We start from the raw sequence: 13123 nt of genomic DNA on the forward strand, positions 1-13123 counted from the left end.
GTGCACCTCGTCAGTAAATTATTAACCAAACAGTAAGATCAAAAAAGCCGCGGTTAGCAAAGGCTAACCACGGCTTTTTTATAAACATTAAGCTTAAGTCTGTTAACTAAGCCACTTTTCTAAGGGCGATAAACATGCACATTGCTAAAACCATTGTCGTGCAGGTATAGCGCTTGTAGCTTACTCATCACACCGCGATCACAGTACAACAGGTATTCTTTTGATTGGTCTAGATCGCCGAACTGAGTGCCGAGCTTAAAGAATGGAATATGCTTAACTTCAATACCGTCTAGCTCCAGTGGGCTATCATCTTCTTCCTCTGGGCTGCGGATATCCAAGATTACGGTATTTTCACCAACTTCTGCTAGCTCTTTAACGGCATGTACTTCTTCTTCGGTTTCTTGACCAATATCGCGAATATCAAATACACGGGCATTTTCAACAACTTGATCGATAATGTTTAAGTCAAACTTAGTTTCTTCTTCTTCAACTTTCGCCAATACCGCTTTTACTGTTGGCTTCTTAGAAATTACGCCACAGTACTCTGGAATGGTTTTCGCAAAATCTTCAGTGCCAATCGCGCGGGCAATATCGATAATATCTTGTTTATCGTAAGCCGCTAAAGGGCGCAGAATAAGGGTTTCTGTAACACGGTCAATAACGTTTAAGTTAGTCAGTGTTTGGCTAGAGACTTGACCTAGCGCTTCACCTGTTACCAGTGCTTGAATACCTAATTTTTCAGCGACTTTAGAACCTGCTCGCATCATCATCCGCTTAAGTACAACGCCCATGTGGCCATTGTCTATTTTTTCTAAAATTTCACTCACTACTGGGTCAAAATCAACCGCAATAAATTTCACGCGGTGAGATGCACCAAATTTATTCCACAAGAAATGGCTCACTTGCTTAACACCCACTTCATGAGCGCTGCCACCTAAGTTGAAGAAACAAAAGTGAGTACGCGAGCCCTTTTTGATCATTTGGTAACTAGAAACACCCGAGTCAAAACCGCCTGACATTAACGACAACACGTCTTCTTGTGTTGCAATTGGGAAGCCGCCTAAACCTTTGTGAAGCTCAGTCACGATAAATAACTTGCTCTTATTGATTTCAAGGCGAATCGTGACGTCAGGCTTTTTCAATTTCACCTTAGCTGACTCAACCGCTTGATTTAAGCCGCCGCCAATATATTGCTCAGCTTTAATTGAGTTAAAGTCGTGTTCACCACTGCGTTTAACTCGCACACAGAAGGTTTTATTTTCAATTGTTCTGGCATGTACCGCTAAGGTTTTTTCGTAGATGTCATGCAAATCGGTGAATTCATCTTGCTGAACTTCTAAAAACGAGGCAATACCTGGAATACACTTTAACGTTTCAACTAACGCAGCACGGTTCTGTGCAGAGTCATTTTTGGTATTAATTTCAATGCTATCCCAGTTAAGTTGCGTGGTGACTTGCTCGTCTATACGTCTTAAAACATTCTTGATATTTGACTCAAGCATCTTAGTAAAACGTTTACGAACAGAGCGACTTTTAACGGCGATTTCAGCCTGCAATTTAACGATGAATTTCATTGATTCCCCCAGCGCTGGATAAAGTGGCGCGCATTATACACTATTTCTAAGAAAATGCGCGTTAGTCAGCTTCACGGGATAAGTAAGTACTCTCAAATAATACCAATTTGATTAATTATTTAGTCTCTCAGAATGACATAAGCAGTATTAGAACAAACGAAATTTATGACGATATAGTCGTTCTACATCAAGTGAATTTTGTGCAGTTATCATGCTGCTTATGCATTCCCAAGGGCGAGTTTTAAAGGCTCACAGACTGCGTTATGCCATTTGACAAGGGAATAACCATTCTCTGCATGACAAGCCTTGTCTATGAGCCTTTAAATTCTCGCTGAGTGATCAAATAATTATTCAACTTGGTATAAGCACTTCATAATTTATGGGTTACCTGATGTCATTTTCTCAAGGGTACGATCGCCCTTACCATAATGATGATAAAGCGCCGCTGGTTTATCGGTAATATAAATCGATTGGTACTGAGCAAGACAATAAAAAAATGGCCGACTATACAGGTATAGTCAGCCATTTTGATTCACCTTAAATTCTGTTAGTGAGTCAGTCGTTAATTGCCACTGCTCTCACTGATAGAAATAGGCTCAGTGACCTTCGCTTTACCTTGATTAATCGAAATCTCGACTCGGCGATTGCGACGGCGATTCAAGGCATTGGTGTTTGGCACTAACGGACGCGTGTCAGCGTGACCCACAACAAGTAATCGCGTGGGATCAAAATTCGGCACTTTCACCATTTCATGGGCAATTGCCACAGCACGTTGGCTAGAAAGATCCCAGTTTGAACGGTAAAGTTCAGAATCAATACCTTGGTTATCGGTATTACCTGAAATCATGATCTCGCCCGGTACATTGTTAAGCAAGACACCAATCTCTTGAATAATCGGCTTAAACTTCGGCTGTAAAAATGCCGAGCCCGAAGGGAACGAGCCATTTTCACGAATGCGTATGGTGATTTGCTGCCCTAGTGATTCCAGTTCAATCGCACCGTCTTGAATTTGTTGTTCAAGCTGCTCGGCAATTTTCTTCACCAACTCGTTTACTTGCTCTTGTTGCGCCTGTTCTAGCTGCTGCTGAGCTTGCTCAATTTGTTGTTGCGACATTTGCGTGTCGGTGCTTTGCGATTGACCACCACGTTCAGTACCACGTTGCTCTTGGCGACCACCCGCAGAGGTTTCATCACCCGCTTGGAATTCCAACATTTGTTGGGTCATTTCCATGGTTTGCTGCTGGATAACTTCTATCGGCGTTGGCTCAGGCTTACCAGGGCGAAATTCTTGTGCAATGATGCTGGTTCCCTTAGGAATATCTTTCACCTCAATTTTGTTTTGCACACCAAAGGCAAACTTCATCGAGCCAGCAATTTGCTTGAACTTCAATACGTCCATTTCCGAGAAGCTCAATAGCAAAACGAAAAAGCACATTAACAGTGACATCAAATCCGCGAAAGTTCCCATCCACGCAGGTAGACCTGCGGGCGGGCACTTACACTCAGGAGGTGGAGATGACATGGCTTACCTCACTACTCTTCAGTGGTGTCTATTTTTCGCTTACTTTCTGCTAAATAGTTTTTCAGCAGACCTTCAATAACACGTGGGTTTTGGCCGTCTTGAATTCCCAAAACCGCATCTAAGATAAGCTCTTGGTTTAACTTTTCTTCTGCCATACGAAGCGATAACTTGTTCGAAATTGGAATGGCAATAACGTTTGCTAAGAAAGCACCATACAATGTGGTTAATAGTGCAACCGCCATCGCAGGACCAATCGCCTTAGGGTCATCCATGTTAGATAACATCGCAACTAGACCAATCAAGGTACCAATCATCCCCATCGCTGGTGCAACTTCAGCAAGTGCGCCTAGCATGCCAACGCCGGTATCATGGCGCTCGGTTGTTAGTGATATGTCTTTTTGCATGGTGGCACGCACCACATCGGCATCGTGACCATCAACCAACATGTCGACGCCCTTTTGCATAAAGGCATTAGAGATCTCGGCCTCTTCCAAGGCTAAAAAACCACCTTTTCGCGCAGCATCCGCCATTTCAACAGACTTTTCAATCAACTCTTCTGGCTTTTCCAGCTTGAACATAAATGCCTTGCCAATGATCTTACCAATGGTAAAAAACTGGCCAAGGTTGTAATTCGATAAGACAACGAAAATTGAACCACAGAATACGATAAGAATTGATTGGGTATCGACAAACATTGAAATGTCGCCACCTAAAATCATCGCCATTACGATGAACCCAATTGCGCCTAACATCCCAATTAGCGTAGCTAAATCCACAAATGCCTCCTAATGTGTGTCTTTAACGAGCAGAACTCTGCTGATAATACATTATCAATAAATGAATCGCGACCTGTATTACAGCCTGTTACACAGATAGTATCGCCCGAAAGGTCAATAACTTAACTTGTTTTTGATTAAGTTCAGCTATCGTTACTATAAGCGAGCGAATATGTGCCATTGATTGACCTAGACGCGCCGCTCATGTACCTTTGCGCCTTATTACTAGGTTGCAATGCTAAACTAACCTTAACCAACCGAAGCGATGTTTGTTAAATAGGCAAAAAGTGCGTTTGGTTATCACTTGTTTATCATCAAAAACGGGCTATCCGTGGTATAGAAATGGCAAAGAAGAAACTGGAAAATCTATCGTTCGAAGAGGCGCTTGGCGAACTTGACACCATTGTTCAACAATTAGAGCAAGGTGAATTAAGTTTAGAAGAGTCAATGGCGGTTTTTGAACGCGGCTTAAAGCTTAGTCAATTAAGTCAGCAAAAACTGCAAGGCGCGGAGCAAAAAGTGCAAATGCTGATTAATCAAAATGGTCAAGGTACTTTAACGAACTTTGAACAAGACGATAACGCTTAGTTTAAGGCGATAAAGATTTTGACGACTTTACCTCAACTTAGTGAATATCAAGCACGCGTTAACCAGTTACTTGCCAATAAGCTTGATAGTTTACCCGTTAATGACACTAAGCTATTAGAAGCGATGCGCTATGGCCTGTTAATCGGCGGCAAACGCATGCGTCCGTATTTGGTCTATACCACAGGTCTAGCTTTAGGCGCCAAACTTGAAGATTTAGACGGCATCGCCTGCGCCTTAGAATGCATTCATGCGTATTCATTACTACATGATGATTTGCCAGCAATGGACGACGATGATCTACGACGCGGACAACCAACTTGTCACAAGGCTTTTGACGAAGCAACAGCTATTTTGGCGGGCGATAGCTTACAGACACTGGCGTTTGATTTTCTTGCCAATCACCCGTTTTCAGACTTTGGTCAACAGAAAATGCCAACTCTGTTACAGCAACTAGTTGCCGCGGCGGGTTACCAAGGCATGTGTGGTGGCCAAGCACTGGATTTAAGTGCAACCGATAAGCGTGTTTCATTAAACGAGCTTGAAACCATTCACAGACTCAAAACCGGCGCGTTATTAAAAGCCTCAGTTGCGATGGCCTCAGAATGTGCACCACAAGTTACTGATGAGCAAAAAACGACGCTCGCAACATATGCCGAGCTCATTGGGCTGGCTTATCAAGTGCAAGACGATATTATCGATATTACATCGACACAAGAGCAGCTTGGTAAACCTAAAGGCTCAGATATTGAAGCCAATAAATCAACTTACCCAGCACTACTTGGCTTAGCAAATGCTCAGCAAAAAGCAGAAACGCTATACCAAGAATCGCTTCAAGCTTTAGCTACTTTGCCCTACAATACCGACACTTTGGCAGACTTTGCGACCTTTATTGTTCGCCGTACTCATTAATTACTAATAAGACTATGACCATTAATCTAGCTGATTATCCTTTATTATCAACGATCAATTCCCCTGACGATTTGCGTTTACTGAGCCAAGATCAGTTAACTAAAGTCAGTGATGAGTTACGAAGCTATTTATTAAACTCTGTCAGTAAAAGCAGCGGCCATTTCGCCTCTGGTTTAGGCACAATCGAACTAACGGTTGCGCTGCACTATGTTTATCGCACACCGTTTGATCACCTGATTTGGGATGTTGGCCATCAAGCCTACCCGCACAAAATTCTCACGGGTCGTCGCGACCAACTTCACACGATTCGTCAAAAAGACGGCTTACACCCGTTCCCGTGGCGCGAAGAAAGTGAATACGATGTGCTGAGTGTGGGTCACTCAAGTACGTCAATTTCTGCGGCACTAGGGTTAGCCGTTGCTGCCGAAAAAGAAGCCAAAGATCGCAAAGTCGTTGCCGTTATTGGTGACGGTGCGATGACCGCAGGTATGGCTTTTGAAGCATTAAACCACGGCGGTGACATCAACAAAGATATGTTAGTCATCTTAAATGACAACGAGATGTCAATTTCGGAAAACGTGGGTGCGTTAAATAATCATTTAGCCAAACTACTTTCGGGTAGCTTATTTACTGGGTTTAGAGAAGGTAGTAAACGCTTACTAAACAATATTCCGCCAATCAAAGAATTAGCCAGTCGTGCCGAAGAACACCTCAAAGGCATGGTGGTACCCAGCACTTTCTTTGAAGAATTGGGCTTTAACTACATAGGGCCAATTGACGGCCACGACGTTAATGGCTTAGTTGATACCATTCGCAATATGCGCAACCTCAAAGGGCCGCAAATTTTGCATATCGCAACCAAGAAAGGTAAAGGCTACCAAGCAGCAGAACAAGATCCAATTAAGTACCACGCGGTACCTAAATTTAACCCAGCTGAAACGTCACTGCCGAAAAGCAAGCCAAGCTTACCCACTTATTCTAAGATTTTTGGTGACTGGTTATGTGGTATGGCCGAGCGCGATAGCAAGTTAATGGCAATTACGCCAGCAATGCGCGAAGGCTCAGGTATGGTTGAATTTAGCCAGCGTTTTCCTGATCAATATTTCGATGTCGCCATTGCCGAACAGCATGCTGTGACCTACGCAGCAGGTCTTGCCATTGGCGGCCAAAATGCCGTTGTCGCTATCTACTCGAGCTTCTTACAACGCGGTTATGATCAGCTGATTCACGATATTGCCATTCAAAACTTACCGGTTTTATTTGCAATTGACCGTGCTGGTATTGTTGGCGCTGACGGCCCTACTCACCAAGGGGCGTTTGACTTAAGCTTTATGCGTTGTATTCCAAATATGGTGATTATGACACCATCAGACGAACGCGAGTGTCAGCTGATGTTAACAACAGGTCACCTGCATAATGGCCCAGCAGCGGTACGCTATCCTCGTGGCAGTGGCACAGGTGCACAATTGCCGACGCTTGATGAAACTATCACGCTAGGCAAAGGCGTGAAAAAACGCCAAGGTGAAAAAATTGCGATTTTGAACTTTGGTACGGTGTTGGGCGAAGCTACACAAGCTGCCGAAGCACTTGGTGCAAGCTTAGCGGATATGCGCTTTGTTAAACCAATTGATGAAGCACTTATCAACGAACTTGCCGACAGTCACGATGTGATTGTGACAGTTGAAGATAATGCCATTGCCGGTGGCGCAGGCTCTGCGGTAAATGAGTACTTGTTAAGCCAAGGACGTGCAATAAAAGTGCTCAATATTGGCTTACCAGATGTTTTTATTAAACACGGTACACAAGAAGAAATTCACCAAGAGTTAGGCTTAGATTGTCAGGGTATTATCGATAAAGTTAACGCGTTTATTGGTTAGTCTCTGCGACTTAAACTTCTATGCCTAAAAACCAAAAAAGCCGCTATTGCGGCTTTTTTGGTTTTTCAGTCCATGACCTTCAATTCCATGAATACTAGCTTATACCAATTGAATTAATTAGTTGATCAATTATGGCGCAGGAAAAAGGTTCATAAACAAGGCATTATTTTTAGTTAACTAGTTGTTCTAATTTCAAAAATAATAACGCAGTTAATGAGTATTTTAACCAGCCAGAATGATCAAGTATTTATTGAAATTGGTATTAGGTACCTGTTCTAACATTAAAAGCGTCAACCGCGCTTTCTAGCGATTGTGCAAGTTTCGCGACCTCTTCACTGTAGCCAAGAGTTACTGTCGATTTTTCACTACTTTGCTGGCTCACTAAGGCTACTTGCGAAATGCTGTCGTTGATTTCACTACTCAAGTTATTCTGCTGTTGCGCTGCACTTGAAATATCAATACTCATTGAATGCATTTGTGAAATCGCTTGGCTTATTGTCGTCAGTGTTTCTAACAGTAACTCAGTGTCTGTCTGACAACGGGTTGCGTTGTTTTTCCCTTGCTCAATCTCCTCTACCACACTGCTCGTTTGTGCCTGTAGCGAATCAATCATGGCATTAATTTCAGAGGTTGATTCTTGTGTACGACTGGCAAGCATACGCACCTCATCGGCAACCACAGAGAAGCCCCGACCTGCTTCACCAGCGCGTGCAGCTTCAATTGCCGCATTAAGTGCCAATAGGTTGGTTTGATCAGCAATACTTTGGATGGTTTCTAAAATGCTACTGATATTGGTTGCTTCTTGATTCAACAAACTGACTTTGCCAGCCGTATTTTGCAGCAACATCGTCAAATCATTAATCTTAACTGCCGTGCTATTCGCACGCTGTTCAAGTTCACTACTGCGATTTAAAGCCTCAGTCATCTGATTTTCAGCATCGGTTGACTTAGCCAATACTTCATCCGCATGTTCACTTAGTGACAGGGTATTATGATTAACTTCATCAACCGTTGATTGCTGAGAATCCAGTGAGGTTGCCACCGCTTGTAACTCGGTTTGTGAGCGATTAGCCGCTTGCGCCAGTGCATTAGCATTTTGCCCAATATCATCAATTAAGGTTTTTAAGTGTGATACCACAGAGTTGACGTTTTTCGATAGCTGACCGTATTCATCCTCACTAACTACATCCAACTGCTTAGTGAGATCCCCCTGAGCAATACGATTCAACACTTCGTTGATATGAAAGAGCGGCTTGATCATCGCACGAATTGTCAAAACTGCGATAGTGACACTCACAAGCATAATAACCGCCAAAATAATTAACGTTAGTGCTTGACCATTATCAACATCGTCAAAAACATTTTGCTGTAAATTCGATAAATTAGAATCTACTTGTTCAAGCAATTTATCTATGGTCGCGAGCGCTTGTTCTATTTGCTGTTCAGAGCGATTAGCAGCCTGTATTAGGTTTGCTCTGTTTTCCAATTGTTCACGCTTGATAACAAACAAACTGCGCTCATTAGTGAGCTTGTCATTCGCCTGTTCAAACTCGCTGACAAACTGCTCAATAAGCCCTTGCGTGTCATAGTCTTCGCCTTGCCTAACCAAATAGCCGACTAAATCTTTAATATTCAATAACGACTGCTCTATTAGCTCTTGGCTTTGATTTAGCTCCTCTAAATCATTGATAGTAAGTACACTGTTAGCGGCATCAGCAAGGTTGATCACATAACCCTCTATTTGCCCAGCAGAGCCGACAATACGATCGACAGTTGCTTGCTCTTTGTCATCTTCCAAATAGGTTAAATCAACGAGCAAAGCGCCCGCTTCATTGAGATTAGCGCCAATCTGTTGCTCAACGCTTGTCAGTGACTGGGCTAGGGAAAGTGACTTGGACTGAAAGCCAAACATATTCGCCACTGTTTGTGCGAATAGTGACTGCTCTTGCTCAAAGGCACTTAATTGCTGGGCTAGCGCAGTGGGTAATGATAATTGATCGAGATTTTGCTTTGCTTCGCTAAGCCTGATGCCCTGATTGGCAAACCCTGATTTGAGAATTGAAAGCTGCTGCTCGCTATCTAGGGTGGTAATTTGGGAGGCTTGTTTAGCTTGTTTTAACAAGCCGATTTGCAACCCAGTACTTTGTTTTTGCACGGGTATTGCAATACTGTCAACTTCCTTAGTCGCCTGCTCGATATCGGCGAGAATGCCAATGGAGCTAACACTGGCAAAGATGAGCAGTAAAAGTATGACAACGAAGCCAAGAATGATCTTATGGGCAACCTTTACATTCATATGAACACCTACTTGTAATATCTGTATTTATTATTTTTTTGCTGAATTACTGCTATTCAAATTACATTATTATGTAGCTGAATTTATTAGCTTATTTTTTATATCAGACACGGTTATTAAAACAGCGATACAGGTAAATGAAAAGATAAAATGAAAGTTTTTTGAGCGAAACTATGTCGTTATCTTGTTAGCGGTTGTGTCAGACGTTTACGGCAAAACGTGTAGGCATAAAAAAAGCTACTGACATCAGTAGCTTTTGAATTGGTTAATACCAATTGAAATAAATACTTAAGCATTCAGCGAGAATTAAAAGTCTCAGAGGCAAGGCATTGATTGCAGAGAGTGGTCGTTCCTTTTTTTGCATGGAAAGCAAAATCAATAACGATGTATATGAGCCTTTTAAACTCGCCCTTAGGGAGCGTGTCAGCGTCGAGATAACTTCGCCCAATTGATGAGATGTAGAATAACTATATCAACAAAAATTTGGCTTGTTCTCCCAACGCTGACAGCGCTCTGAATTCCTCAATTAATTAATCCAATTGGTATAAGTCTTATCTAATTTACTCTGCAAGATACTCAACCACTTCTAGACCAAAGCCCGATAGTGAATGATATTTGGTTTGTGAGCTCAATAAACGCATCTTGCTAACACCTAAGTTCGCTAAAATTTGCGAACCGACACCAACGTTACGCGAACCAATATGGCGCTTCACTTCTTTGATAGTCTCGCCAGCATCAAGCTTGGCGTATTTTTCAACTTGCTCAATTAAGCTTTGCGGTGACTCGTGCTTACCCAGTAACACCAATACACCACCTTCTTCAGCAATGCGCTCTAACGCTTTGCCAATTGGCCACTTATTGATGCTATCGCGCTGGCTAAATAATAGATCGCGGAAAGTGTTTTCCAAATGCACACGTACTAGGGTAGGCTCTTCAGCTTTGATTTCGCCTTTGGTCAGTGCGAAGTGTGTTTGGCCGTCAATGGTGTCTTTAAAGACCGTTAAATCAAAATCACCAAAAGCGGTTGGCAGCTTACACTGCGAAATACGCTCAATCGTAGTTTCATTGGCATTGCGGTATTCAATTAAATCGGCAATAGTGCCCATTTTGATACCGTGCTTTTCAGCAATTTTTTCTAAATCAGGACGACGCGCCATGGTGCCGTCTTCATTCAAAATCTCAACAATCACCGCTGCTGGCTCTAAACCGGCTAAGCGCGCTAAATCAACACCTGCTTCGGTATGACCGGCACGGTTTAGCACACCACCGTCTTTAGCAATCAACGGGAAAATATGACCCGGCTGCACAATTGAGTTTTGATCGGCATCTTTTGCCACTGCCGCTAAAATCGTGGTTGCGCGATCCGCTGCTGAAATCCCCGTTGTTACACCCTCAGCAGCTTCAATTGATACGGTAAAGTTAGTGGTAAACTGCGCATCATTCTTTTCTACCATCAAAGGTAACTTAAGCTTTTGACAACGCTCAGCCGACATAGGTAAACAAATCAAACCACGACCGTGGGTAGCCATAAAGTTAATCGCTTCTGGCGTTACCAACTCGGCAGCCATAATGAAGTCACCCTCATTCTCGCGATCTTCATCATCCATCAAGATCACCATTTTACCGAGCTTGATGTCATCAATAATTTCTTGTGGCGTATTTAATTGCATAGCTGCCTCTTGTTTAGCCTTTCGTTACTTAATAAAGCCACTGCGTGCTAGTAAGTCATGACTAACACCAGAGGAAGTGGTTGGCTGATGGGATTTTGTTAATAAACGCTCGATATAACGAGCAACCACATCAACTTCAATATTGAGCTTAGTGCCGACTTGGTAGTCAGCGATGATAGTTTCTTGCGCTGTGTGTGGCACAATCGTTAAGCGGAATTGGTCACTGGCAAGGCTGTTAACCGTTAAGCTTACGCCATCAATGGTAATAGAGCCCTTTTCCGCGATATAAGGGGCGATATCCGCCGCCATCGTAATCCAATAATCCCAGCTATTACCTGATTGCGTAATCGACGTTACTTCTGCCACCGCATCAACATGGCCTGAGACCATATGACCACCAAAGCGTGTTGTTGGTAGCATGGCTTTTTCCAAGTTAACCTTTTGGCCTACTTGATAATTCGCAAAGCCGGTACGTTTTAAGGTTTCGTTTGAAACATCTGCGGTAAAGCTGCTATCGCTATAGTGCACGACCGTTAGGCATATACCATTGGTGGCGATTGAGTCGCCTAATTTGACATCTGCCATGTCTAATTTACCGACATTTACGGTAATCGCAGCCCCTTGCTGGTTCATTTGAATCGCCGCGATGGTGCCCACAGCTTCAATAATTCCGGTAAACATATCTTTTCTCTTTACGTTATAAGCTCAATAACTTACCGCGCTTAGCTTTGACAAAGCTTAACGACTAGTAAATTGCGCGGTCACTTTAATATCTGTGCCAACCATAGTGACATCACGAATATTAAGCGCCTTTGCTTGCTTAAGTTTTGTAATACTTGGCATTGCGCATAAGCCTTTGCCATCAGCGCCCATCAATTTTGGGGCTTGATACAAGATTAATTCATCTACCAAGTTTTGTTCGATAAACGCACCAGCTAAGCGCTGACCCGACTCAAGTAAAATATCGTTTAAGCCAAGCGTGCCTAGATAAGCCAACGCTGCCGCTAAATCAATTTTTCCATCGTGTTCTTTTATCGCTACTTGGCTGACAAAATGCGGCCAGTCTTGCTCATTTTCAACCTTAGTTCGCAGTAAAATGACGGGATGAGGAGATTCGAACATCGGCAAGTCTGGTGTTAAACGCTGCTGACCGTCAATCACTACTCGCACTGGCTGACGTAAAACCTCTACAGGATAGTCGCTGGCAAGTAAGCCAAGCTCTTGATGTCGCACGGTCATTTTCGCACCATCCATTAACACAGAGTCAGCGCCCGTCAGCACAGCACAGCTTTGCGCGCGTAAACGTTGCACATCTTTACGTGCTTCTGGCGAGGTAATCCACTGACTTTCACCAGATGCCATTGCAGTTTGACCGTCCAAACTGGCTGCAAGTTTACAACGAACATAAGGCATTTGGGTGCGCATTAATTTAAGAAAGCCTTGATTGAGCTGCTCGGCTTCATTAGCAAGCAAGCCATAGGCTGTTTCAATACCAGCAGCTGCGAGCATATCAAGGCCACGACCAGCAACTTGCGGATTAGGATCAACGTTAGCAGCAATCACTTTTGCCAAGCCGTTATCAATCAAGGCCTGTGCACAAGGTGGAGTGCGACCAAAGTGTGAGCAAGGTTCCAATGTGACATACGCTGTAGCACCACGTGCCTGCTCACCTGCTTCACGCAATGCATGAACTTCAGCATGTGGCGTACCCGCTTTTAGATGCGTACCTTGGCCAACAATTTGACCGTTGTTAACAATGACACAACCAACACGAGGGTTAGGCGAAGTGGTGTAATGCCCTTGTTTTGCCAGCTTTATGGCTAGCGCCATATATTGATGATCTTGGTTGCTAAATTGTGTCAACGTTGTTCTCAATCAAACCTAACTTAAACTTTAAAATACGCCTTAAAA

The 13123-nt window shown here is 43.3% G+C and carries 10 protein-coding genes; 3 read left to right on the forward strand and 7 right to left on the reverse strand.

Annotation, left to right across the window (positions count from 1 at the left end; all coding sequences use genetic code 11):
• Window positions 1-119: 119 nt before the first annotated feature.
• The 3 genes from thiI to pomA form a co-directional block, all read right to left on the reverse strand.
• Entirely contained in the window at window positions 120-1574 is a 1455-nt protein-coding gene (gene thiI, locus DXX92_RS14625) for a tRNA uracil 4-sulfurtransferase ThiI (RefSeq protein WP_116001116.1), read from the reverse strand.
• A gap of 562 nt (window positions 1575-2136) precedes the next feature.
• Window positions 2137-3096, reverse strand: a complete 960-nt coding sequence (locus DXX92_RS14630) for a flagellar motor protein MotB (protein ID WP_116001117.1) — start codon at window positions 3094-3096, stop codon at window positions 2137-2139.
• Window positions 3097-3107: 11 nt separating this feature from the next.
• On the reverse strand, window positions 3108-3872 hold the full coding sequence (gene pomA, locus DXX92_RS14635; protein ID WP_116001118.1) for a flagellar motor protein PomA: 765 nt from the start codon (window positions 3870-3872) through the stop codon (window positions 3108-3110).
• 342 nt (window positions 3873-4214) lie between these two features.
• Here pomA and DXX92_RS14640 point away from each other — a divergent pair, with 342 nt between their 5' ends.
• The 3 genes from DXX92_RS14640 to dxs are packed head-to-tail and all read left to right on the forward strand — an operon-like array spanning window position 4215 to window position 7246.
• A complete protein-coding gene (locus DXX92_RS14640) occupies window positions 4215-4460 on the forward strand; it encodes an exodeoxyribonuclease VII small subunit (RefSeq protein ID WP_116001119.1) in 246 nt (81 codons plus the stop codon).
• An 18-nt stretch (window positions 4461-4478) separates the two neighbouring features.
• Window positions 4479-5369, forward strand: a complete 891-nt coding sequence (ispA, locus tag DXX92_RS14645; protein ID WP_116001120.1) for a (2E,6E)-farnesyl diphosphate synthase — start codon at window positions 4479-4481, stop codon at window positions 5367-5369.
• A 14-nt stretch (window positions 5370-5383) separates the two neighbouring features.
• Complete coding sequence (dxs, locus tag DXX92_RS14650) at window positions 5384-7246, forward strand: 1-deoxy-D-xylulose-5-phosphate synthase (RefSeq protein ID WP_116001121.1); 1863 nt, start codon at window positions 5384-5386, stop codon at window positions 7244-7246.
• A gap of 262 nt (window positions 7247-7508) precedes the next feature.
• Here dxs and DXX92_RS14655 read toward each other — a convergent pair whose 3' ends face one another.
• From DXX92_RS14655 to ribD, 4 genes are all read right to left on the reverse strand, one after another.
• Entirely contained in the window at window positions 7509-9542 is a 2034-nt protein-coding gene (locus tag DXX92_RS14655; protein ID WP_116001122.1) for a methyl-accepting chemotaxis protein, read from the reverse strand.
• A 560-nt stretch (window positions 9543-10102) separates the two neighbouring features.
• A complete protein-coding gene (gene ribBA, locus DXX92_RS14660) occupies window positions 10103-11212 on the reverse strand; it encodes a bifunctional 3,4-dihydroxy-2-butanone-4-phosphate synthase/GTP cyclohydrolase II (protein WP_116001123.1) in 1110 nt (369 codons plus the stop codon).
• Window positions 11213-11236: 24 nt separating this feature from the next.
• Window positions 11237-11893 carry a riboflavin synthase gene (locus DXX92_RS14665; RefSeq protein WP_116001124.1) on the reverse strand — a complete coding sequence of 219 codons (657 nt, stop codon included), beginning with the start codon at window positions 11891-11893 and terminating at the stop codon, window positions 11237-11239.
• A 57-nt stretch (window positions 11894-11950) separates the two neighbouring features.
• The gene (gene ribD, locus DXX92_RS14670; protein WP_220347663.1) at window positions 11951-13075 is read right to left on the reverse strand and encodes a bifunctional diaminohydroxyphosphoribosylaminopyrimidine deaminase/5-amino-6-(5-phosphoribosylamino)uracil reductase RibD; all 1125 of its coding nucleotides are present in this window, start codon (window positions 13073-13075) and stop codon (window positions 11951-11953) included.
• Between the last annotated feature and the right edge of the window lie 48 nt (window positions 13076-13123).

The organism is Thalassotalea euphylliae (assembly GCF_003390395.1).
Lineage (GTDB): Bacteria > Pseudomonadota > Gammaproteobacteria > Enterobacterales > Alteromonadaceae > Thalassotalea_F > Thalassotalea_F euphylliae_C.